Raw genomic sequence first — 21,654 nt, 5'->3', positions numbered from 1 at the left:
TGCGCCCCGCTTACTTCGACTTGGCGCCGGCGGCGTTGTCGGTGGTGGTGGCGCCGGTGGTGGCGGGGCTGGCAGCGTTATTGCCAGCGTCTGTATCAGCGTTGTCGGCATCGCCTCCCAGCGAGGGATCGGCAGCGGCGGCGGCGGCTTCGCTGGCCAGATCCTTCTTCAGGCTGTCGGTGATGTCGATGGCACGCGGGGTATCACCGGTGCGCACCTTCTGCAGGCCATCGACGATGAGCTTGTCACCCTCCTTCAAGCCCTTGCTGATCCACCAGCTGTTACCCACTGCACGCGCCACGGTGACCAGACGCTGCTCCACCTTGCCATTGGCGCCCAGCACCAGGGCCGTTGCCGCCCCGGTCTGGTCACGGCTGACCGCCTTTTGCGGCACCAGCAGGGCATGCTCGTCCACGCCCTCCTCCAGCACCGCCCGTACATAGGCGCCCGGCAGCAACACACCGTCCGGGTTGGGGACCACTGCGCGCAGGGTGATCATGCCGGTACCGGTATCGACCGACAGGCCGGTGAATTCCAGGCGGCCGGTGCGGTCGTAGGCGGAGCCGTCTTCCAGCAGGATCTTGACCTGGGCGGCGTTCTCGCCGCTCTTGCGGATCTGGCCGCTGGCCAGTTCGCGGCGCAGACGCAGCAGATCCACCGTGGACTGGGTGACGTCCACGTAGATCGGATCGATCTGCTGCACGGTGGTCAGCGCCGTGGTCTGGCTGGCGGTGACCAGCGCGCCGGGCGTGACCGAAGACTTCTCGATACGTCCGGAAATGGGTGAGAGGATCTTGGTGTACTGCAGGTTGATGGCCGCCGTCTGCACGGCCGCCTTCTGCACCTCGACGTCGGCCTGGTTCTGGCGCAGGGTGCTCTGGGCGTCGTCGTTATCCTGTTTGGAAACGGCGTCGATCTTGTTGAGTTCGGCGTAGCGCTGGGCCTTCAGCCTGGACGAAGCCAGCGTGGCCTCGGCCTTGAGCAGCGATGCTTTGGCGCTGTCGTAGGCCGCCTGGTAGCTGGCCGGGTCGATCTGGTACAGCGGCTGACCGGCCTTGACCTTGGCGCCCTCCTTGAACAGCCGCTTCTGGATGATGCCGCCCACCTGCGGGCGGATATCGGCGGCCAGGTAGGCACTGGTGCGGCCGGGCAATTCGGTGGTCACTGCCTGTCGCTGGGCCTTGACCACCACGTAACCGACCTCGGCCTGGGCCGCTGCCTTGGGCGCCTCGCCGGAGCGGGAGCAGGCCGCCAGGGTCACGGCCAGCAGGGCGGCCAGGGTCAGGGTGCGCAGCAGGCGGGGCGGATTCTGGCGCAGCAGGGGCAGGGCTTGGGAGCGGAAATCGGTCATCTGGGCGGCTTTCTGCCAGGAACACCTGCCGCCTTGGGCAGGCAATCCGGGCGCAATGAGCTATCGGACCCGTGATTATGGAAAGCAAATGTGAAGGAAATTTGAGCGCAGCCACTTTCTTCCCGGAATGAAACAGATCGCTCCCCGGCGCTCGCCGCCATGCGACTATCTTGTTAAGCTGGCGCCTTGTCCTGTCATTCCCGGCCCCCGTGTTCAAGTCCATCGCCCACTCGCTGGCGGCGCTGTCCGACCGCTTCTTCCACCGCGCCAACATCCGCCTGAAACTGTTCTACGCGATGCTGGCGCTGATCGTGGCGCTGATCGCCGCCATCAATGGCGCCGGGCACTACATCTTCAACCGCGACTTCCTCGGCTATCTCAACGAACAGGCCCAGCAACGCATGGAAGACATGGTGCCGCGCCTGGAACAGGCCTATCGCGAGCACGGCAACTGGGACTTCATCCGTGGCCAGCCACGGGTCTGGTTCGAACTGATGAAACCGGCCATCGTCGAGCACAACGGCGTGGTGCCGCCATCTGGCCCGCCGCTGACCCCATCCGACCTGACCGGCGCCACGCTGCGCTTTTCCTTGCTGGATGCCCATCGGCAACTGGTGATCGGTTATCCCAACATCGGTCCCGATGCGCGCCTGCGACCGCTGCTGCTGGACGACACGATCGTCGGCTGGGTGGCACAGACGCCCTTCGAAAACGTGATCGGTGCCATCGACCTGCGCTTCCAGCAGAGCCAGTTCCTGGCGCAGCTCATCATTGCGGTGGTGGCGGTGATGCTGGCGGCATTTCTGGTGGTGCGCATCTCCGGCGTGCTGACACGCCCGCTCACCCGGGTGGCGCGCGCCACCCACCGGCTGGCCGGCGGCGACTACGCAACCCGGGTCGAGGTCGAGTCCGGCGACGAGGTGGGACGGCTGGCGCAGGACTTCAACCAGCTGGCCATGACCCTGGAGCGCAACGAGCAACTGCGGCGCGAATTCATGGCCGACGTCTCGCATGAACTGCGCACGCCGCTGGGCATCCTCAACGGTCAGCTGGAAGCACTGGAAGACGGCGTCATGCAACCGGACGCGCAGACCCTGCGCTCGCTCAAGAGCGAGGTGGAACATCTCAACAAGCTGGTGGGTGACCTTTACGACCTGTCACTGGCGGACGCCGGTGCGCTGGCCTATCGCCAGACGGACATGGATCTCTTGCCGCTGTTGCGTACCAGCGTGCAGGTCTATGGCGAGCGCTTCAGCCAGCGCGGCCTGACCCTGACGGCACAACTGCCGGCGGCCATGCCGGTGCATGCCGATGGCGCGCGCCTGCAGCAACTGTTCAACAACCTCTTCGAAAACAGCCTGCGCTACACCGATGCCGGCGGCGGCCTGCACCTGCAGGCCAGCCTGCAGGAACAGCACTGGCATCTGGTCTTCGACGACAGCGCGCCGGGCGTGCCGCCGGAGGCGATGGCGCGCCTGTTCGAGCGCTTCTTCCGGGTCGAGAGTTCGCGCAATCGCGCCAGTGGTGGTGCCGGACTCGGGCTGGCGATCTGCCGCCGCATCGTCGATGCGCACCAGGGCAGCATCGCGGCCAGCGCCTCGCCCACGGGCGGCCTGCGCGTCACGGTGGTGCTGCCAGCGCGGTTCGAGGAGCAGCCATGAGCGAAACCTTCCACTTCCAGCCGCCCCAGAGCGCCGACATCCTCATCGTCGAGGACGAGCCCAAGCTGGCCGAACTGCTGCAGAAATATCTCGCCGCAGCCGGCTACCAGTCACGCCATGTGGCGCGGGGCGATGCCGTCGTCGCAGCGGTGCAGCAGCAGCGCCCGGACCTGATCCTGCTCGATATCATGCTGCCGGGAATGGATGGCTGGGAAATCTGCCGCCGCCTGCGCAGCTTCTGCGACGTGCCCATCCTGATGCTGACCGCCCGTGCCGAAGAAGAGGATCGCCTGCGTGGTCTGGAACTGGGTGCGGACGACTACATCAGCAAGGCACCGTTTTCGCCGCGTGAAGTGGTGGCGCGGGTCAAGTCCATGCTCAGGCGCAATGCGCTGGTGCAACGCGCCCAGGCACAGACGAGCCCGACCGCTGCGGAGTTGCTGCACATCGACGAACTGCGGCACCAGGCCAGCGTGCGCGGCGAGCCGCTGAACCTGACGCCACTGGAACTGCGCCTGCTCAAGACCTTCGCCGCCGCACCGGGCCAGGTATTTTCACGCGAGCAGTTGCTCAACCACCTGCACGACGACGACCGCCCGGTCACCGACCGCGTCATCGATACCCACATCAAGAACCTGCGGCGCAAGCTGGAACCGTTCTTCCCTGGTCATAACGCGATCCAGGCGGTGTACGGGGTGGGGTATTGCTTCGAGTTGCCGTCGACATAGCGACCGGCCGCGCAACGAAAAAATTTGGCGAAGGAAGCTTAGTTCGGATCAGAATCGATCAATCCGGCAAATGAGGTTTACCGTCCGCTGGCAGCAGCGGACGGTACCGGATTTTCAGGAAACGGAAAGGTACAGGACTCTTGGGAGATGACTTGCAAGCACGTCTGGCTGTTGCATCCACAGTCACTATGGGCGGAGCACATGCGGGTCAACATCAAGAAAATCTTCGGCAAATTCGATCTCGGTTTTGTCCTCGACAAACACAGTCTCTATAGCATCCCTACCGGCCATGACGAATATGGCCATATGCTCTTCGACACCAGGCGCAGCGACGCGGGGGAGGCGCTCTACCAGCTCAAGTACCGGCAGCAGTGGCAATATGTTCTCCCCCTGGCACGGGCAATACAAAGCAGTATCCTGCCCTTGTTACCGGCGTTCGGCCTGATCATCCCGATGGCTGCAAGTGCAGGGCGCGCGGTGCAACCGGTCACGGCGGTGGCAGATATGCTGGGTCAGATCACTGGCAAGCCGGTCTTTGAACTGTTACGCAAGACAGCAAGCGGACCGGCGTTGAAGGACCTTCATGTACGCTCAGAAAAGGAGGTGGCCCTCGCCGGAACCCTCACCCTGAACCGGCTGATTACCAATACGGGGAGGTGGAACGCGCTGCTTTTGGACGACCTGTATCACACCGGGGCCACACTCGATGCGGCGTCCGATGTACTACGGACTTATGAGAAAATCGGACAGATTTATGTGGCGGCGCTGACATGGAGGTAGATCAATGACGACCGTTTTTATTGGCGGGTCAATCACCATCCGGCACCTGGATGCCAAGGTGCAGGATCGGATCATGAACATCGTGCATCAGAAATTCGATGTGATCGTCGGAGATGCCGACGGCGCGGACGCGTCCATTCAGCAGTTCCTGGCCGACCAACGCTACCAGCATGTCACCGTCTTCTGCACCGGCAACGTTCCGCGCAACAACATCGGCCAATGGGCCATACACCAGGTCAAGAGCTATCACAGTCCCGGATCGAGAGCCTATTTCACGGCAAAGGACCTGGCGATGGCGGAAGCGGCCGATTCCGGTCTGATGATCTGGGATGCAAAGAGTACCGGCACGCTGAGCAACGTGATCGAACTGCTCAGCCGAAAAAAATATTCCTTGGCTTTTGTGGACAAGCTGAAGAGCTTTCACGCAATCAAGAGCGTGGAGGCACTCGAACAATTGTTGGACTACATGCCGTCTCCGGACCGCAGGAAAGCCGATGTCAAGATCGGCCTGTCCGAGAAGGTCGGCGTGCTACGCTCACGCGAACAGCAGTTGTCCCTGCTGGCGGAACGCCCCGCCATCATTGTGCATCACTGAGCAGCGACCGGCATCAGCGCTGGATCTTGAACACGCTGACCACCTGCGTCAGCCGTCCGGCCTGGTCCTGTAGCGACTGCGCGGCGGCAGCGGCTTCTTCCACCAGCGCGGCGTTCTGCTGTGTGACTTCGTCCATCTGGGTGATGGCGCGGTTGATCTCCTCGATGCCGGTGCTCTGCTCGTGGCTGGCGGCGCTGATCTCGGCCACCACGTCGGTGACGCGGCGCACGCTGGCGACCACCTCGCTCATGGTGGCACCGGCGCGCTCGACCAGCTGACTGCCGGCGCCGACCTTTTCTACCGAATCATCGATGAGCTGCTTGATCTCCTTGGCCGCCGAGGCCGAACGCTGGGCCAGTGAGCGCACTTCGGAGGCCACCACGGCGAAACCGCGGCCCTGCTCGCCGGCACGGGCCGCCTCCACGGCTGCGTTCAGCGCCAGGATGTTGGTCTGGAAGGCGATGCCGTCGATCACGCTGATGATGTCGGCAATGCGGCTGGAACTCTCGGTGATGCCTTCCATGGTCTGCACCACCTGGTGCACCACTTCGCCCCCCTGGCTGGCGATGTCGGAGGCCGAGGCCGCCAGCTGGTTGGCCTGGCGGGCGTTGTCGGCGTTCTGCTTGACGGTGGAGGTCAGTTCTTCCATGGCCGAGGCGGTCTCTTCCAGGGAGCCAGCCTGTTGCTCGGTGCGCGAAGACAGGTCGAGGTTGCCGGTGGCGATTTCCTGCGAGGCGGTAGTGATGGCATCGGTGCCGGTGCGCACCTCGCTGACGATCTTGTGCAGGCTGTCATTCATGGCGCGCAGGGAATGCATCAGCATGCCCGTCTCATCCTTGCTGTAGGAGCGGATTTCCACGGTCAGGTCGCCCTGCGCCACCCGCTCGGCCACGCTCACCGCTTCGTTCAGGGGTCGCGACACCGCGCGCGCCACCGCTGCGGCCAGGGCAAAGGCAATCACCACGATGGCCACCAGCAGGCCGATGATCCACTTGCGCGCAGCGTCGAACACGTCGCTGGCGTCCTGGTCGGAGCGGGCGCTGCCGGCGTCGTTGATCTTGACGATCTCGTCCATGTTTTCCAGCATGCTGCGGAAGGTCTTGTTGGAGTCGCCCTTGAACATGGCGCGGGCGTCTTCTTCCTTGCCTTCGCCGGAGATGTCGGCGAGCTTGCGATTGATCTCAAGATAGCTGGCGAAATTCTTGGAGAATTTTTCGTAGACCAGCTTTTCCTCGGCCTCCGAAATCTGCTTTTCGTAGGCGGCGCGCTGCTTCGCCAGGATCTCCAGGCGCGACTTGATGGCCTTGAGCGCGTCTTCGCGTTCGGCAGGGTTGGCCGCGGTGATCATCTGCAGTTCGGAGATGCGCATGCGCGGCAGCGAAGCCTGGATCGCCTGCGCGGCCTTGATGGTCGGCAGCCAGTTGCTGGCCATGTCGGTGGAGGCCTGGTTCACCGCCTTGAGCTCGCGGATCGCAAATACCCCCAGGATGACCGTCAGGATGATGACGGCAGCAAAGGAAAGGATCAGTTTCCGGGCGATCTTCAGATTGTTGAACCAGTTCATGTATGCCTCGTTATTCTCACAGTGCTGGAATGCAGAGTCGATTCTAGGCAGGTCGTGAACGGGCCATATCGCTGATTACGCGGGGGTTTACCGGGCAATTGCCGGACTTGCCACGTGGAACTGACAAGCCCGTCAGCAAGCGGGTTTCCGGCCGGTCATATTGGTCAGACCATCACATCAGTCGTTCTCTTGCGGCGATAAGATTGGCAATTGCGCAAGTGCCGGAGCTGACGCTGTACCGACCTGCTGCGCACTCTCGCGGCGATCCTGCCAGTCGCCCCCGAGAGCTTTGATGAGGAATACCGACACCAGCAGCCGCTGCCCCATCAATTGCGCCGCCTGGCGCTCGCTGTTGAGCAGGGACTGTTGCGCGGTGATCACATCGAGATAAGGCGTGGCACCACCTTCGTAGCGGCTGGTGGCGATGTCCAGCACCCGACGCGCACTGGCGATGGCCGACTGGGATTGCCGATAGGCCCGGTCCAGGGCGGCGATGCCGGTGATGCCGTCTTCCACCTCCTGCATGGCGGTCAGCACGGTACGCCGGTAACCGGCCACGGTAGCCTGGTAGCCAGCCTTGCTGAAGTCCACGCCGGCGCGCAGGCGGCCGGCATCGAACAGGCTTTGCGAGGCCGATACCCCGAGCGACCACAGCACGCTGGGCGCGTTGAAGAGCGCGCCCCAGTTGCGGCTGTCCACGCCATAGGAGGGTTGCAGCATGAAGCTGGGATAGTAGGCCGCGCTGGCCACGCCGATCTGGGCATTGGCCGCCGCCATGGCGCGCTCGGCCGAGGCGACGTCGGGGCGGCGTTCCAGCACGTCCGATGGCACGCCCAGCGGGATGGGCGGCAAGGCGATCGGCGCCAGCGAGGGGGCGATTGCAAAGCCGGGAGCGGGCGTGCCGGTCAGGGTGGCGATGGCGTGCTCGTACTGGGCGCGCTGGCGGCCCAGCAGATCGACCTGGGTCAGCGTGGTGTCGAGCAGGGCCTGTTGCTGGGCCACATCCAGCCCGGAAGTGGCGCCCAGGTCGTGCCGCGACGTGGCCAGGTCCAGCGCCTTGCGCTGCAGTTCGATGGCGCGCCGGACCACGTCCAGTTCGACATCCAGTTCACGCAGGTTGAAATAGTTGCTGGCCAGGTCGGCGCTGATCAGGAGGCGGGTGTTTTCGAGATCGGCGGCCGATTGCTGGAGGGCGGCGCCGGCCGCTTCCACCGAGCGTCGTACACGGCCGAAGAAATCCAGTTCGTAACTGACAGTCAAGCCCAGCGCGAAATCGTTTTGTACGGTCGCGTAATTGGGCGAATTGTAGTTGGTCAGCGGCCGGTTGGCCGAGATGCGCGCACGCGCGGCACGGCTGCTGATGCCGACCTGCGGCGCCTGCGCCGCCCCGCTCACATCCAGTTGCGCCCGTGCCTGGGCCAGCCGCGCGGTGGCAATGGCCAGCGTCTGGTTGCCGGCCTGCGCCTGCTGTTGCAAGGCGTTGAGCTGGGCATCGCCGAAGCGCTCCCACCAGGGGCCGCGCGCGACCTCATCCTGCGGCTGCATGCTGCGCCAGGGAGCTTCCGGCGTCCAGGCGGCGGGCATGTCCAGCGTCGGCTTGACGTAGTCGGGGCCGCTGGCGCAGGCAGTGAGTGCCAGGGCGCAGGTCAGCATGACCAGTGCGGCCGGCGGGCGGCGCAGCTTCATGATGCGGCCTTCTTCGCTGGAGCGGGCTGCTCCAGGGTGGGTTCGACCTGGTCACCTTCGGACAGCGAATCGGAGGGATTGAGGATCAGTTTTTCCTTGCCGCTCAAACCCTCCAGCACTTCCACTGTGAGCCCGAAGTTGCGCCCCAGCCTGACCTTCTTGAGCTGCACCTTGTTCTGCTCATCGACGGCCGCCACCAGCGAACCGTCGCGCCGGAACATCAGCGTATCGGCCGCCACCAGCAAGGTGCCGCTGGGTTTCAGGGGCAGTGCCACCTGCACGAAGGCACCGGGCAGCAAGGCGTTATCGGCATTGGCCAGGGTCACCTCGATCTGCATGGAGCGGGTGGCCGGATCGATGGACCCCGCAGTACGCGCCACCTTGCCTTCGAACTTGCGGCCGCGCAGTTCGGACTGGGTGACCGTGACCTGCTGGCCCGGCTTGACCAGGTTGGCATAGGACTGCGGCACGTTGACATAGACCCGCAGCGGATCGGTCTGCGAGAGCACGAACAGCGAGCGCCCTGCGCCCGGATCGATCAGGTCGCCCACGTCCACGTTGCGGCGCGTGATGATGCCCGAGAACGGTGCCACGATGCGCTTGAAGCCCTCCACCTGGCGCAACCGTTCGACGTTGGCGTCGGCTGCCGCCAGGTTGGAGCTGGCCTGGGCGAAGGCGCTGCGGCGCTCATCCAGTTCCTGCTGCGAAACCGCATCCTTCTTGCGCAGGGCTTCCCAGCGGGCCATCGAGCTCTTGGCCAGTTCCATGCTGGAGGCGGCCTGCTGGCGGGCGGCCAGGGCCTGCGAGAGTTGCTGGTCGATTTCCGGGGTATCCAGTTCGGCCAGCAGGTCGCCCTTCTTGACCTCGGCGCCGATGTCCTTGTACCAGCGCTTGAGGTAGCCGCCGGAACGCGCCGAGATGGGCGACTGCACGAAGCCCTGCAAGGTCCCCGGCAGGGCCAGGGTCTGGCCATCGGCGCTGCTGCGCGCTTCGGTCACGCGCACGAACACCTTGGCGCGCTCGGCGGTGCCGGCTTCCAGGGCGCGTGCGTTGGCCGTGCGGCTGATGATGGTACGCGCCGCGCCTGCGGCCAGCAGGATCAGCACCACCACCAGCACCAGCCGGGCGCGCTTCATCATCTGCTGGCGCTGTTGCGGCTCGCCCTCGGAAAGGGGGTGGATACCGAGTTCGGAATGACGGTCATGCGACATGGTTCAAGACTCCTGATGCGCGGGCCCGGCCACGGGATGGCGGCGCTTCTCGGCGCGGCGGGCCAGTCTCTGATGCACGCCGGCAAACACCACCGGCACGAAAAACAAGGTCGATACGGTGGCCAGCATGAGCCCACCGATCACGGCACGCCCCAGCGGCGCGTTCTGTTCGGCACCCTCGCCCAGGCCCAGGGCCATGGGAATCATGCCGATGATCATGGCCAGTGCCGTCATCAGCACCGGGCGGATACGGGTGGAGCCGGCTTCCAGCGCGGCCGCCAGCGGGGTGGCCCCCTCTTCCCGGCGCTGCCGCGCAAAGGCCACGATCAGGATACTGTTGGCGGTGGCCACGCCCATGGTCATGATGGCGCCGGTCAGGGCCGGCACCGAGAGCGTGGTGCCGGTGATGAAGAGCATCCAGGCGATGCCGGCCAGTGCGGCAGGCAGCGCGGCGATGATGATGGCGGCGTCCACCCACGACTGGAAGTTGACCACCACCAGCAGGTACACCAGCACGATGGCCATGGCCAGGCCGACGCCCAGGCCGATGAAGGAAGACTGCATGGTTTCCACCTGGCCGCGGATCACCACCTGGCTGCCACGGGCCAGCTTGGGCTTGATCTCTTCCACCAGGGCCGTCACCTTGCCGGCCACGCTGGCCAGGTCGGTCCCCTGCACGCTGACATAGACATCGATGGCCGGCGAGATGTTGTAGCGCGAGGCCACGGCCATCTGGCGTCCGGCATGCACATCGACCAGGTTGCCCAGCATTTGCGGCGGGGTGGTGGCATTGGCGCCCGCCCCGACCGGGATATTGAGCAGGGAATCGAGCGAATCGACCTGGTATTGCGGGGACTGCACCGCAATGCTGTAGACCACACCGTTATTGGGATTGAGCCAGAAGGCCGGCTGCGTCTGCGAACTGCCGGACAGGGCGATCAGGAGGTTCTGGCCGACATTGGAGGCCGACAGGCCGAACTGCTGCAGGCGCGTGCGATCCATGCGCAGGTCCAGCGAGGGACCGTCCAGCCGCTGGTGGACGTGGGCGTCCACCGCGCCGGGAATCTGCCTGATCTTGCGCGTCAGCTCGGCCGCCAGGCGCGCATTGGCTTCCATGTTGGGGCCGGTGAATTGCACGTCGATGGCCGCCGGCAGGCCGAAGTTCAGGATCTGGGTGACGATGTCGGCCGGCTGGAAGAAGAACTCGATGCCGGGGAAGCGGCGCGGCAATTGCTCGCGCAGCATGGACACCAGTTCCTCGGTGGGACGGTGGCCTTCCTTCAGAGCCATCAGGATTTCGCCGTCGAGGGTGCCGATGGTGCCGGCATTGCTGTAGGACAGGTTGATGCCGGAATTGGGCACGCCCAGGTTATCGAGGATGGTCTCCAGTTCGGAGGCCGGGATCAGGCTGCGGATGACGCGCTCGACCTCATCGGCGGCACGCGCGGTCTCCTCGATGCGGGTGCCGGTGGGCATGCGCATGTGCAGGCGGATCTGGCCGCCATCCACGTTGGGGAAGAAGTCACGGCCGAGGAAGGGATACAGCAGGCAGGACAGCAGGCAGAACCCCAGGAAGCCCAGCGCGAAGCGACGCCGGTGCGCCAGCAGCGAGGACAACACCAGCGTATAGCCATGGCGCACCCGCTCGAAACGGTTGTCGAAGGCGCGGTACAGGCGCTGCAGCAGGCTGGCCTTGGCGCTGTCGACCTGGCCGTGGCTACCCATGAGCAGCATCACCAGCGTCGGCACCAGGGTGCGCGAGAGGATGTAGGAGGCAGCCATGGCAAAGACCACGGCTTCGGCCAGCGGCACGAACAGGAAACGCGCCACGCCGGAGAGGAAGAACATCGGCACGAACACGATGCAGATGCACAGCGTGGCCACGAAGGCCGGCACACCGATCTCGCCGGCGCCGACGGTGATGGCGTCGTGCAGCGGACGGCCCAGGTGCAGGTGACGCTCGATGTTCTCGATGGTGACGATGGCCTGGTCCACCAGGATGCCCACCGAGAGCGCCAGGCCGCCCAGGGTCATCAGGTTCAGGGTCTCGCCCAGGGCGGCCAGCATCAGGATCGCCGCCATGATGGACAGCGGAATGGTCAGGCCGATGATGAGCGTACTGCGCCAGTTACCCAGGAACAGCAGCACCATGGCGGCCGTCAGGCCGGCGGCGATGAGCGCCTCGCTGATGACGCCGGTCACGGCCGCCTTCACGAACAGCGACTGGTCGAACAGCGGCGTGATCTTGATGTCTTCCGGCAGGGTCTGGGCGGCGGCGGGCAGGAGCTTGCGCAGGTTGTCCACGATGTCCAGGGTGGAGGCGCCGCCGTTCTTCAAGATGGACAGCAGCACGCCGCGCGCGCCGTCCTGGCGCACCACGTTGGTCTGCGGCGAGAAGCCGTCGCGCACGTTGGCCACATCCTTGAGATAGATGGTGGCGCCGTTGGTGGTCCGTACCGGCAGTTCGTTGAGGCCGGCCACGGCTTCGGGCGAACCGTTGATCTTGACCGAATATTCGGTGCCGCCGAACTTGGCCGTGCCGGAGGGCAGGATCAGGTTCTGCGTATTGATGGCGTTGACCACGTCGATGGGGGCCAGGCCGCGTGACTGCATGGCCGGCGTATCCAGGTCCACCGAGATCAGGCGCGTCTTGCCGCCGTAGGGAAAGGGGACGGCCACGCCGGGGATGGTGATGAGCTGGGGACGCAGCGTCTGCACGGCGGCGTCAAAGACGGCCTGCTCGGGCAGCGTGGGCGAGGACAGCGCCAGCTGCATCACCGGGATGCTGGAGGCGGAATACTTGATCACCAGCGGCGGCGTGATGCCCGGCGGCAGCTGGCGGATCTGCGACTGCACCGAGGCCACCACCTGGGCGATCGCCTGCTGGATGTTGGCCTTGGGCTGGAAGAACACCTTGATCACCGACACCCCGGCCAGGGATTGCGACTCGATGTGTTCGATGTCGCTGACCACGGTGGTCAGTCCGCGCTCGTTCTGGGCGGCGATGCGCTGCCCCATCTCCTGCGCCGACAGGCCGTTGTAGTTCCAGATGATGGAGACCACCGGGATATTGATCTCGGGGAAGATGTCGGTGGCCATGTTCTTCAGCGTCAATGGCGTGGCCAGCACGATCAGCAAGGCCATCACGATGAAGGTGTACGGGCGGCGCAACGCCAGCGCGACCATGTTCATGAACTGCTATCCCTGTAAGGCGGGCAGGATCGACCGGGCAGCCTGCGTCATGCAGCCTGCCCATGCCATGAACCGGCGCCCCGTGCGGCACCGACCTTGCTCTCCTGCTGTGCTTTGTTCTATGTGGCGCAGACTGGCGCTTTTCCCCGGTCGCCGGCCTGCGTTCCCTGAATCCGATGAGCTTGCCGGAGCCCGGTTTTATTCTTCGTGGGCCGTGCGGCGAGGGCTATTGTAGCGGCCTCGGAGCCGCCTTGCAGAAGGCTTTTCGACAAATCGCTTTCTGACAGAAATGTCAGCGAAGGACTTCTCACCGGCTGCAAGCACAACCGGAAAAACGCCACATGTGGCGACCGGCAGGAAAGGCGCCGCTATGGCACACTGCCCTTCCTTCACCTTGTCCCTGCACTCTCCCTGCATCATGGAATTCCTGCGCCAGCGCATCGAAGCCAGTGTCCTCTCCATCAGCCGCGGCCCTGGCAGTGCCGACTTCCTGCAGCCGCCGGGCGACCCCGGCCTGTTCGGTCCGGACTCGGCAGCCTGGCAGGTCCACAGCGATTTCACGGCCATGCTCACCGGCGGCGTGGCGGCTTTACTGTTGCAGATGTTGCATCCGCTACCACTGGCCGGGGTGTGGGATCACTCCAACTTCCAGGCCGACATGCTGGCGCGCCTGCGCGCGACCGCACAATTCATCGCCGGCACCACTTTCGGCAGCCACGCCGACGCCGAGCGCCTCATCGAGCGGGTCAAGCGCATCCATCTCGTGGTCAAGGGCGTGGCGCCGGACGGACGCGCCTATTCCGCCAGCGATCCTGATCTGCTGACCTGGGTGCATGTGGCCGAGGTGCATTGCTTCCTGCAGGCTTATCTGCGCTATCGTCGGCCGGATTTTCCGGCGGTGCGCCAGGACCAGTATTTCGACGAGATCGCCCGGGTCGCCGAGGCACTGGGCGCGCGCGAGGTACCGCGTTCGCAGATGGCGGTGGACGGATACATCCAGGCGATGCGCCCCGAACTGCGCTGCGACGAACGCACCCGCGAGACCTTGCAGCTGGTATTGAATGCCCCCGCGCCGAACGCGCTGGCGCAGCCATGGACGCGCCTGATGATGCGCGCCGGGGTGGACCTGCTGCCGCCCTGGGCGCAAGAGATGCTGGGGGTCACGCCGCGTCCGCCGTGGCGGCGGGAACTGCTGCGGCGCTCGGTACTGGTGGCGGCACAACCATTGCGCTGGGCCGTGCGCAACGGTTCCATCCATCTGGCAAGGCGGCGCATGGGCTTGCCGCCGTACGGCTGAAGGCCGCTCTTTCAGGGCTGACGGACGCTGCGCAGGTAGGCCAGGATGTCGTCGATCTGGCGATCGCTGCCGATGCCCCAGAAGCGCATCTTGTTGCCCGGCACCACCTCGCTGGGCGCCTTGAGGAAGGCGCGCAGCTTGTCCTCGGTCCAGACGAAGCCGGCACCGGCCATGGCCGGCGAATACTTGAAATCTGCGGTGGAACCGGCCTTGCGGCCGATCACGTTGCTCAGCTGCGGACCGAAGCCGGCGCGGGCCGAGGGTCCGACTGCGTGGCAGCTGGCGCACTTGGCGAAGGCAGCGCGCCCGGCCACCGCATCCCCTGCCGCGTGGCCGGTCATCGGGATGATGGCAATGGCGAAGGCGAGGGTCAGGCAGGGATTCGGGCGCATGGATATTCCGGGTTGAGACTGATGAGGCGGGACGCTACTGGATCACGAAATGGCTGGCTTCGAGGCCCGACTTCTGCAGGAAGGCGAACACCGAATCGGCCGTGGTGGTCTCGATTCTATCGCTGAAGCGCAGGGCGCTGGGATGGTCGTCAAAAGCGATGTTGGCCTTGAACATGCGTCCGCCCAAGCGCGTCAGCGGGCCGAGCTGCAAGGTATCGGGCGCATAGCCCTTGAACTTCAGCCAGGCCTGGGCCTGCTCGCGGGTGCTGATCTGCGGCTCCAGCGCCGTCGCCAGCGTTTCGGTGACCCACTGGTTGGACTGCTGGTAACGGGTGGCCCATGGGTAGGCCAGCATGCTGTACTGCGGCTCGTGCATGCGGGTCACCTGGGGACGGACGATGGCCGCGCGCAGCTTCTGCTGCACCTCCGGCTGCGGCACGGTCACGTAGGCCTCCAGCAGGAAGGGGCTGTCCATGAAGAACTGGCCCATGCCCTGCTCGTAGACGTTGCTCACGGCGGTGCCGCACTCGTTGAGCTTGTGCACCACGTACCAGTCCTGGCCATCGCGATAGGCGATGGCGATGTGCGAATAGCGTTGATGGTACTTGCTCAGGTCCTGGCCGATACGGCCGATGATGGCCACATCGGCACCGCTGGCATTGAGCCGCTCGACCGTCCTGACGGCCATCTCCAGTTGCTGGCGCACGGCGCTGGCCTCGGGGATGGTCTGTTCGCAGGACTGCCCGGCATGCGCCGCCAGCGGCAGGGTGATGGCCAGGGCCAGGCTGGCCAGCAGATGCTTGATGCGATGTTGCGAAGTTTGCATGATGGTCTCCCGGTATGTGCGGATCAGGACAGTTTCTCGTTCTTCAGCAGGGCCTTGCCCAGTGCATTGGGGATGATCGCCAGCACCTTGCCGGAGGCCACCATCAGCGTGCCGGACGCGGTGGCCACGAAGCTCACCGATGCGCCCACGCCGACCGACGCCGCACCGCTGACATTGGCGCCCACCGTGATCGATCCACGGACGCCCTCTCCCACTTTTTCCAGCACATACACGGTTCCGTTGGCCGATCCCTCCACACCCTTGACCACATAACGGCCAGCTTCCGAAATGAATACGGCCGGGACGATCACCGAGACGGCCACCGAGACGGTGGACGCATCACTGTTACGCGACTGGGCGTGTACCGGAGAGGCCAGCAGCGCAGCCACCAGGGCGCAGGACAGGGACAGACGTTGCAGGGAAAGGCTTTTCATGACGGGCTCCTTGTAGTTTGACTTTTGGGTAACTGCTGCCACGACGGCGGGTCAGCGAGACGCAATGTAACAAGGGGCGGGAGCGCTGTTGAGCGTGTCATTCCGAAGCGCAATTCCTGTTTCATCAGGTATCGAAATACAATACCGGCCCAGAAAGAGTGAATAAACGGAGAACCCAGGAGGGATTACCATGGCCCAGGCGGAATCGCTGGTCAACGCATTGAAGAACCTGCTCAAGGCGCGCGGCATCACCTACGCGCAACTGGCCAAGGGGCTGGCCCTGAGCGAAGCCAGCGTCAAGCGCATCTTCGCCGAACGCAGCTTCACGCTGGAGCGGCTGGACCAGGTCTGTACGCTGCTGGGCATCCAGATCAGCGATCTGGCGCGCATGGTGGTGACCGAACAGCCGGTGCCGTCGCGCCTGACGGAAGAACAGGAAAAGAAACTGGTGGCCGATCCCAAGCTGCTGCTGGTGGCCGTGCATGCCCTACACCAGTGGACGCTGGAGGAGATCGTCTCGACGTTTGCCATGAGCACGGCCGAATGCATCCGCCTGCTGGCACAACTGGACAAGCTGGGCATTCTTGACCTGCTGCCCAACAACCGCATCCGGGTGCGCGTGGCGCAGGACTTCACCTGGCTGCCCGGCGGCCCGATCCAGCAATATTTCCGTGCCCAGTTGCGCAACGATTTCTTCAATTCGCACTTCGACCAGCCGGGCGAAAAGATGATCATGGTCAGCGGCACCCTTTCCGAAGAGAGCAATGCCGCCGTCCAACGGACCATGAACCGGCTCTCGGCAGACTTCCTCGCGGCCCACCACCAGGACCTGTCGCTGCCGCTGGAACGGCGCACCGGCACTGCCATGATCGTGGCGCTCAGACCCTGGTCGCCAGCGTATTTCCTGGAGTTGCGTCGGGACGAGAAGCCATAGCGCGAACTATTCCGTCATCACCGCCGGCCTGCCACCCGGTGCATGATCACGCCGCTCCGCCAGCCATCCCCACACCAGCAGCGCCAGCACGGCAATCCCGGTCAGCGCGGCAAACGCGGCGCCATAGCCGTAATGCTTGGCGACCACCCCGGCCAGGGCCGGGCTCAGCGCCGCGCCGACCGACTGGATGGTGGTGACCGCGCCCAGGCCGATGTTGATATGGCCGCTGCCCTGCAGGATGCGCGCCACCGAACCCGGCAAGGCCACGCCCAGCAGGCCGGCACCGACGCCATCGAGCATCTGCACCGGCAGCAGCGCCCAGGGCGAATCCCACACGCCGGCCACCAGGCCGCGCACCGGCAATGCCAGCAAGGCGATGGTGATGGGCAGCCAGTAGCCCTGGCGTTCAGCGAAGCGGCCTGTCAGCAGCGCCGTGGGGATCATCACCAGCTGCGCCACGATCACCGTGAGCGCGGTATAGAGCGCCGGATCGGCACCGCCGCGCGCCACCACCGACTGGCTCAGCAAGGGCAACATCGCCGCATTACCGAGATGGAACAGCATCATGGCCAGGGCCAGCAGCATCAGCGGGCGCGAGGCGACCAGCACGCGCCAGGTGGAGACCTGCGGGTCCGCTGCAGCGCGTTCCGGGTCCAGCCCACGGGCGACGTCGTGATCGATGTCCTGCGGGCGGATGCGCGACAGGCAGACCAGCGAAGCCAGCGCCATCACCGCCATCAGTACGAACACCGCCGGCAGGCCCCAGTAGTAACCGAGCGCACCGGCCAGGGCCGCCGAGAAGACATTGCCGGCGTGGTTCCAGGCTTCGTTGCGCCCGAGCTGGGCGGGCAAACCCTGTTGGCCGACAATGCCCAGGGTGAGGCCGGCGATGGCCGGGCCGATGACGGCGCCGACGATGCCGGTGCCAACCTGGGAAATGGCGGTCAGCGTGAAACTGGGGGCTACCAGCAGCAGCAAGGAGCCGGCCACCACCAGCACCGATCCCAGCCCGACCACCAGGCGCTTGGCGCGCACCGCATCGGTGAGCGCGCCGGCCGGTGTGGTGGCGAGCATGCCGGCAATGCCGCCCAGCGTCATCACATAGCCGATGTCGTCGGCGGCCCAGCCCTGCCCCATCAGGAAGACCCCGAGGAAAGGCCCGAGACCGTCGCGCACGTCGGCCAGGAAGAAGTTCAGCCTGGACAGCCAGGCGATGGAGCCGGCCTTGGCGTTCATCCTATCGGCCCCTTGAAGATGAAGAAGGCACCCAGGCAGATGCAGCCAAACCCGACCAGATGGTTGATGGTGAACTGCTCACCCAGGTAGAGCACCGAGAAGATCGAGAACACCACCAGCGTGATCACCTCCTGCATGGTCTTGAGTTCGGCGGCGTTGTAGACGCTGTGGCCGATGCGATTGGCGGGGACGGCGAAGCAGTATTCGGCCAGGGCGATCATCCAGCTGACCAGGATCACCAGGTACAGCGGACGGTTCTCGAACTTGAGATGGCCGTACCAGGCAAAGGTCATGAAGACGTTGGAGATGATCAGGAAGACGATGGGAAGGACTTTGGGCGACATGTTTTTTGTTCTTTATGAAAATGACGACAAGGAGGAAAAGAGGCGCAACCGATGGCACAAAGCCATCCGCTGCGCATCGACGGGACCATCAGTGACGCAGCCAACTGGGCCAACTCAGCCAGGCAGGGCAGCCTCAGCGCACCCGGCTGTACAAGGGTTGCACGCTGTCCGCACTGGCACCGACATCAATGGCCTCGATGGCGGTACCCATGCTGTTGCGGGTGCCCAAGCCATTGGCAGCAAACGGCGCGCCGGGTTCCAGCGACATGCGCACGCTGTCGGGCGCAAAGCGGGCGATGCTGCCGTCATCGAGGATGACGCCGTTGGCTTCGCCACGCGGGCCGGTGAGGACCATGGCGATCTTGCCGCGCACCGACAGCTGGCGTAGTTGCGCCGCGCGCAGATGGGGCGGCAGCGGCGGGTTGGCGTCGAATGCGGGCGGACGGTCGATCACGGTCTGGCCGGTGGCGAGATTGACGATGGCATCGGCCTTGATGGTGCCGGCCCCTTCAGCCTGGCCGAACACGCGCACCGACTGCCCCGGCTTGACCACGCCCTGCAAGGTCTGCGACAGGTGCGGCGGGAACTTGACCACGGTGCGCTCACCCACCAGCAGGCCATCGACCTCGCCATAGGGATTGATCAACAGGCGGCTGACGCGGCCTTCGGTGACCGGGGCCTGAGCCGTCAGGGCGGCTTCATAGGTGGCTGGTGGCGTTTGCACGGCAGGCGGCGCCATGCCCGCAGCGGGGACCGGACCGGGCAGGGGCGCCGGCGGGGGTGGCAGTGCCTGGGCATGGGCGGCCACCAGTGAAGTCAGCACGGCCAGGGTCGAGGCAGCCGCCAGCGAGCGCAGCGAGCGCAGCGAGGCTGAAAGCGGGGATGAAGAAAGATTCATGACAACTCCTTGAGGGGTGAGAGGTATTCCCTCTTCTGCAAACCCCATGCCTGCCACGAATCCCTTTATATTCAATCACTTAGGAACTCAGCTTGCGAACAGGTGTCCGTTTCCGTGACACTTCAGCGTCCGCAAACGGACACTGTCCGCCGCCATTTTTTACACAGGAGCCCCCATGTCCCTTTCCTCGCCCACCTCCTCGCCTTACCTGACCCTGGCCGTAGCCATCGTCGCCGAAGTCATCGCCACCACCGCCCTCAAGTCTTCCGACGGCATGACCCGCGTGCTGCCAGCCCTGGTGGTGGTGCTCGGGTACGGCCTGTCCTTCTATTGCCTCTCGCTGACCCTGCGCAGCATGCCCACCAGCGTCGCCTATGCCATCTGGTCGGGGGTGGGGATCGTGCTGATCACGCTGGCGGCCTGGCTGATCCACCACCAGCGCCTGGACGGGCCGGCGGTGGCCGGGATCGCCCTGATCGTGGCCGGGGTGCTGGTGATCAACATCTTTTCCAGCAGCGCCGCACATTGAGGGGGTCGCGGGACCGGTGACGGGATCCGGTCAGGATGTCCGAAAACACCACCTTCTACGTCATTCCGGATATCGGCCGCGGCCATAAGATGCTCTCCATCGCAACCGACAACCCCAAGGAGAACATCATGACCCAGTCCCAAGCCACCACCCAGCGCGGTACCGCCCTCATCACCGGCGCTTCGTCCGGCATCGGCGCCCTGTATGCCGACCGCCTCGCCCGCCTGGGCTACGACCTGATCCTGGTGGCCCGCAACCGCGAGCGCCTCAATGCCCTGGCCCAGCGCATCAGCAACGACACCCGCCGTACCGTGGAAGTGCTGGAAGCCGACCTGGGCCAGGCCCAGTCGCTGGCGCTGGTGGAAGACAAGCTGCGCAGCGATGCCAGCATCACCCTGCTGGTCAACAATGCCGGCATCGGCACCCACACCCCGCTGCTGCAGAGCAATGTCGATCACATGACCGACATGATCGCCCTGAACGTCACCGCACCGACCCGCCTGACCTATGCCGTGGTCCCCGGCTTCGTGGCACGCGGCCAGGGCGCGATCATCAATATCTCCTCCATCGTCGGCGTGGCGCCGGAGATACTCAACGGCGTCTATGGGGGCAGCAAGGCCTTCGTACTGGCTTTCTCGCAATCGCTGCATCATGAACTGGCGGCCAAGGGCGTGCAGGTGCAGGCCGTGTTGCCCGGCGCCACCGCGACCGACTTCTGGGCCATCGGCGGACTGCCGGTGGAACACCTGGACCCGGCCATCGTCATGCCGGCCGACCAGATGGTCGATGCCGCCCTGGTCGGCTTCCAGCGCGGCGAACTGGTGACCATCCCGTCGCTGCACGAGGAAGACGCCTGGACCCGCTTCGAGACCGCCCGCCAGGGCCTGGCCAGCAAGCTCTCGGCCAATGTCCCGGCAGCGCGCTACACGGCCGCGCACTGAGTTGCACTGAGCTGCCCTGAGCCGCACTGTATCGATCCACCATTGCGGCCGACCGGCCGCAGCCAATCCAGACACCAACGATCCGATCCGGAACGACTGCCCCTGGGCAGTCCTCCACAGCCCCCTTACGACCTTCTCTTCAGAAAGGCAACATCATGAAACTCACCGACAACGTCATCTTCATCACCGGTGGTACCTCCGGCATCGGCCGGGCCCTGGCAGAGGCCTTCCACAAGCTGGGCAACCAGGTCATCATCGGCGGCCGCCGCCAGGCGCTGCTGGACGAAGTCACCGCCGCCAATCCGGGCATGGAGGCAATCGCCTTCGACGTCTCGGAGCTGGCCAGCATCGAAGCCGCAGCCGCCACCCTGAAGGCGCGCCATCCGGGGCTCAACGTGCTGATCAACAATGCCGGCATCATGCCCTTCGACGACGCCGGCGGCATCATCGACGATGAAGTCAGCCGCAACATCATCAACACCAACCTGCTGGGCCCGATCCGCCTGAGTTCGGCCCTGATCGACCTGCTCAAGGCCCAGCCCGGCGCCACCATCATCCACAATACCTCGGTGCTGGCCTATGTGCCGCTGGCAGTGACGGCGGTGTATTCAGCCACCAAGGCAGCCCTGCACTCCTACGCGCTGTCGCAGCGCTTCATGCTGCGCCAGACCAACGTGCGGGTGCAGGAAATCGCGCCACCCTGGGTCGACACCGACCTGATCAAGAAGAGCGGTGATCCGCGTGCCATGCCGCTGGAGGCCTTCATCGCCGAAACCATGGCCAAGCTGGCCGGCGATGATGAGGAAATCCTGGTCGACGCCATCAAGCCCTTGCGTGACAACCCGGGCGCCAACGAGCACGCGCTGGTCAACGGTTTCAACGAAGCGCTGATCGCCAACCCGATCCCGGTCTGAGCCGGTCTTATCCGATCTCATCCGGTCTTATCCGACCTCCCGGCAGCGGCCGGTCTGCGGCGCCAGCAATCACCTGCTGCGCCGGGCAGGCCGGCCGCCCCACCTTGCCAGCGATAGACAGCATGAACCCTGCTCCCACCC

20 protein-coding genes are annotated in these 21,654 nt (G+C 65.1%); 9 read left to right on the top strand and 11 right to left on the bottom strand.

All coding sequences use genetic code 11. From position 1 onward, the window contains the following. Positions 1-10 precede the first annotated feature (10 nt). Positions 11-1,351 (bottom strand): efflux RND transporter periplasmic adaptor subunit, encoded by a 1,341-nt coding sequence (locus tag HBH1_RS09905; RefSeq protein ID WP_102662626.1) that lies wholly within the window; start codon positions 1,349-1,351, stop codon positions 11-13. Positions 1,352-1,560: 209 nt separating this feature from the next. Here HBH1_RS09905 and HBH1_RS09900 point away from each other — a divergent pair, with 209 nt between their 5' ends. The 4 genes from HBH1_RS09900 (at position 1,561) to HBH1_RS09885 (ending at position 5,115) form a co-directional block, all read left to right on the top strand. Next, positions 1,561-3,012 carry an ATP-binding protein gene (locus HBH1_RS09900; RefSeq protein ID WP_233207580.1) on the top strand — a complete coding sequence of 484 codons (1,452 nt, stop codon included), beginning with the start codon at positions 1,561-1,563 and terminating at the stop codon, positions 3,010-3,012. Further along, a complete protein-coding gene (locus HBH1_RS09895; protein WP_102662625.1) occupies positions 3,009-3,740 on the top strand; it encodes a response regulator in 732 nt (243 codons plus the stop codon). Before HBH1_RS09900 ends, HBH1_RS09895 begins: the two co-directional genes overlap by 4 nt. A gap of 201 nt (positions 3,741-3,941) precedes the next feature. Further along, positions 3,942-4,520 carry a ComF family protein gene (locus tag HBH1_RS09890; RefSeq protein WP_102662828.1) on the top strand — a complete coding sequence of 193 codons (579 nt, stop codon included), beginning with the start codon at positions 3,942-3,944 and terminating at the stop codon, positions 4,518-4,520. Positions 4,521-4,524: 4 nt separating this feature from the next. Beyond that, on the top strand, positions 4,525-5,115 hold the full coding sequence (locus HBH1_RS09885; RefSeq protein ID WP_102662624.1) for a hypothetical protein: 591 nt from the start codon (positions 4,525-4,527) through the stop codon (positions 5,113-5,115). Between the two features lie 13 nt (positions 5,116-5,128). On the opposite strand, the gene HBH1_RS09880 is transcribed toward HBH1_RS09885, so the two are convergent. The 4 genes from HBH1_RS09880 to HBH1_RS09865 form a co-directional block, all read right to left on the bottom strand. Beyond that, positions 5,129-6,679 (bottom strand): methyl-accepting chemotaxis protein, encoded by a 1,551-nt coding sequence (locus HBH1_RS09880; protein WP_102662623.1) that lies wholly within the window; start codon positions 6,677-6,679, stop codon positions 5,129-5,131. A 177-nt stretch (positions 6,680-6,856) separates the two neighbouring features. Next, entirely contained in the window at positions 6,857-8,365 is a 1,509-nt protein-coding gene (locus tag HBH1_RS09875) for an efflux transporter outer membrane subunit (protein WP_102662622.1), read from the bottom strand. Continuing rightward, on the bottom strand, positions 8,362-9,576 hold the full coding sequence (locus HBH1_RS09870; protein WP_102662621.1) for an efflux RND transporter periplasmic adaptor subunit: 1,215 nt from the start codon (positions 9,574-9,576) through the stop codon (positions 8,362-8,364). The genes HBH1_RS09875 and HBH1_RS09870 overlap by 4 nt, the downstream gene beginning before the upstream one ends. A gap of 3 nt (positions 9,577-9,579) precedes the next feature. Beyond that, positions 9,580-12,768, bottom strand: a complete 3,189-nt coding sequence (locus tag HBH1_RS09865) for an efflux RND transporter permease subunit (protein ID WP_102662620.1) — start codon at positions 12,766-12,768, stop codon at positions 9,580-9,582. Between the two features lie 418 nt (positions 12,769-13,186). On the opposite strand from HBH1_RS09865, the gene HBH1_RS09860 reads away from it, so the two are divergent. Next, entirely contained in the window at positions 13,187-14,065 is an 879-nt protein-coding gene (locus HBH1_RS09860) for an oxygenase MpaB family protein (protein WP_102662827.1), read from the top strand. An 11-nt stretch (positions 14,066-14,076) separates the two neighbouring features. On the opposite strand, the gene HBH1_RS09855 is transcribed toward HBH1_RS09860, so the two are convergent. From HBH1_RS09855 to HBH1_RS09845, 3 genes are read right to left on the bottom strand one after another with little or no spacing between them, the layout of a single operon-like run. After that, positions 14,077-14,457, bottom strand: coding sequence for a c-type cytochrome (locus HBH1_RS09855; protein WP_199181560.1), 381 nt, complete (start codon positions 14,455-14,457; stop codon positions 14,077-14,079). A 34-nt stretch (positions 14,458-14,491) separates the two neighbouring features. Further along, entirely contained in the window at positions 14,492-15,283 is a 792-nt protein-coding gene (locus HBH1_RS09850) for a DUF2145 domain-containing protein (protein WP_102662619.1), read from the bottom strand. A 23-nt stretch (positions 15,284-15,306) separates the two neighbouring features. Continuing rightward, positions 15,307-15,717 carry a hypothetical protein gene (locus HBH1_RS09845; protein WP_102662618.1) on the bottom strand — a complete coding sequence of 137 codons (411 nt, stop codon included), beginning with the start codon at positions 15,715-15,717 and terminating at the stop codon, positions 15,307-15,309. Positions 15,718-15,907: 190 nt separating this feature from the next. Between HBH1_RS09845 and HBH1_RS09840 the strand changes: the two genes are divergently transcribed. Then, on the top strand, positions 15,908-16,651 hold the full coding sequence (locus HBH1_RS09840) for a helix-turn-helix domain-containing protein (RefSeq protein ID WP_102662617.1): 744 nt from the start codon (positions 15,908-15,910) through the stop codon (positions 16,649-16,651). 6 nt (positions 16,652-16,657) lie between these two features. Here HBH1_RS09840 and HBH1_RS09835 read toward each other — a convergent pair whose 3' ends face one another. From HBH1_RS09835 to HBH1_RS09825, 3 genes are all read right to left on the bottom strand, one after another. Continuing rightward, the gene (locus tag HBH1_RS09835) at positions 16,658-17,887 is read right to left on the bottom strand and encodes an MFS transporter (RefSeq protein WP_102662616.1); all 1,230 of its coding nucleotides are present in this window, start codon (positions 17,885-17,887) and stop codon (positions 16,658-16,660) included. Next, positions 17,884-18,231 carry a DMT family protein gene (locus tag HBH1_RS09830; protein ID WP_006461163.1) on the bottom strand — a complete coding sequence of 116 codons (348 nt, stop codon included), beginning with the start codon at positions 18,229-18,231 and terminating at the stop codon, positions 17,884-17,886. Before HBH1_RS09830 ends, HBH1_RS09835 begins: the two co-directional genes overlap by 4 nt. A 133-nt stretch (positions 18,232-18,364) precedes the next feature. Further along, positions 18,365-19,129, bottom strand: coding sequence for a hypothetical protein (locus HBH1_RS09825; protein WP_102662615.1), 765 nt, complete (start codon positions 19,127-19,129; stop codon positions 18,365-18,367). A 175-nt stretch (positions 19,130-19,304) separates the two neighbouring features. Between HBH1_RS09825 and HBH1_RS09820 the strand changes: the two genes are divergently transcribed. The 3 genes from HBH1_RS09820 to HBH1_RS09810 all read left to right on the top strand — a co-directional run bounded on the left by HBH1_RS09820 (position 19,305) and on the right by HBH1_RS09810 (position 21,513). Continuing rightward, complete coding sequence (locus HBH1_RS09820; protein ID WP_102662614.1) at positions 19,305-19,658, top strand: DMT family transporter; 354 nt, start codon at positions 19,305-19,307, stop codon at positions 19,656-19,658. A gap of 128 nt (positions 19,659-19,786) precedes the next feature. Further along, positions 19,787-20,599 (top strand): SDR family NAD(P)-dependent oxidoreductase, encoded by an 813-nt coding sequence (locus HBH1_RS09815; protein ID WP_102662825.1) that lies wholly within the window; start codon positions 19,787-19,789, stop codon positions 20,597-20,599. 155 nt (positions 20,600-20,754) lie between these two features. Further along, the gene (locus HBH1_RS09810) at positions 20,755-21,513 is read left to right on the top strand and encodes an SDR family oxidoreductase (protein WP_102662613.1); all 759 of its coding nucleotides are present in this window, start codon (positions 20,755-20,757) and stop codon (positions 21,511-21,513) included. Positions 21,514-21,654: the final 141 nt, after the last annotated feature.

It is taken from the genome of Herbaspirillum sp. BH-1 (assembly GCF_002870055.1).
Lineage (GTDB): Bacteria > Pseudomonadota > Gammaproteobacteria > Burkholderiales > Burkholderiaceae_D > Herbaspirillum > Herbaspirillum frisingense.
Note: the sequence above shows the minus strand (reverse complement) of the source record. Positions and strands in the feature narration are given on the sequence as shown.

Bases quoted from the DNA above. Each gene is read 5' to 3' on its own strand.
- HBH1_RS09880 (WP_102662623.1), bottom strand. From the start codon at position 6,679: ATGAACTGGTTCAACAATCTGAAGATCGCCCGGAAACTGATCCTTTCC.
- HBH1_RS09810 (WP_102662613.1), top strand. From the start codon at position 20,755: ATGAAACTCACCGACAACGTCATCTTCATCACCGGTGGTACCTCCGGC.
- HBH1_RS09850 (WP_102662619.1), bottom strand. From the start codon at position 15,283: ATGCAAACTTCGCAACATCGCATCAAGCATCTGCTGGCCAGCCTGGCC.
- HBH1_RS09885 (WP_102662624.1), top strand. From the start codon at position 4,525: ATGACGACCGTTTTTATTGGCGGGTCAATCACCATCCGGCACCTGGAT.
- HBH1_RS09825 (WP_102662615.1), bottom strand. From the start codon at position 19,129: ATGAATCTTTCTTCATCCCCGCTTTCAGCCTCGCTGCGCTCGCTGCGC.
- HBH1_RS09830 (WP_006461163.1), bottom strand. From the start codon at position 18,231: ATGTCGCCCAAAGTCCTTCCCATCGTCTTCCTGATCATCTCCAACGTC.
- HBH1_RS09820 (WP_102662614.1), top strand. From the start codon at position 19,305: ATGTCCCTTTCCTCGCCCACCTCCTCGCCTTACCTGACCCTGGCCGTA.
- HBH1_RS09890 (WP_102662828.1), top strand. From the start codon at position 3,942: ATGCGGGTCAACATCAAGAAAATCTTCGGCAAATTCGATCTCGGTTTT.
- HBH1_RS09905 (WP_102662626.1), bottom strand. From the start codon at position 1,351: ATGACCGATTTCCGCTCCCAAGCCCTGCCCCTGCTGCGCCAGAATCCG.
- HBH1_RS09870 (WP_102662621.1), bottom strand. From the start codon at position 9,576: ATGTCGCATGACCGTCATTCCGAACTCGGTATCCACCCCCTTTCCGAG.
- HBH1_RS09815 (WP_102662825.1), top strand. From the start codon at position 19,787: ATGACCCAGTCCCAAGCCACCACCCAGCGCGGTACCGCCCTCATCACC.
- HBH1_RS09865 (WP_102662620.1), bottom strand. From the start codon at position 12,768: ATGAACATGGTCGCGCTGGCGTTGCGCCGCCCGTACACCTTCATCGTG.
- HBH1_RS09845 (WP_102662618.1), bottom strand. From the start codon at position 15,717: ATGAAAAGCCTTTCCCTGCAACGTCTGTCCCTGTCCTGCGCCCTGGTG.
- HBH1_RS09860 (WP_102662827.1), top strand. From the start codon at position 13,187: ATGGAATTCCTGCGCCAGCGCATCGAAGCCAGTGTCCTCTCCATCAGC.
- HBH1_RS09875 (WP_102662622.1), bottom strand. From the start codon at position 8,365: ATGAAGCTGCGCCGCCCGCCGGCCGCACTGGTCATGCTGACCTGCGCC.
- HBH1_RS09840 (WP_102662617.1), top strand. From the start codon at position 15,908: ATGGCCCAGGCGGAATCGCTGGTCAACGCATTGAAGAACCTGCTCAAG.
- HBH1_RS09835 (WP_102662616.1), bottom strand. From the start codon at position 17,887: ATGAACGCCAAGGCCGGCTCCATCGCCTGGCTGTCCAGGCTGAACTTC.
- HBH1_RS09895 (WP_102662625.1), top strand. From the start codon at position 3,009: ATGAGCGAAACCTTCCACTTCCAGCCGCCCCAGAGCGCCGACATCCTC.
- HBH1_RS09855 (WP_199181560.1), bottom strand. From the start codon at position 14,457: ATGCGCCCGAATCCCTGCCTGACCCTCGCCTTCGCCATTGCCATCATC.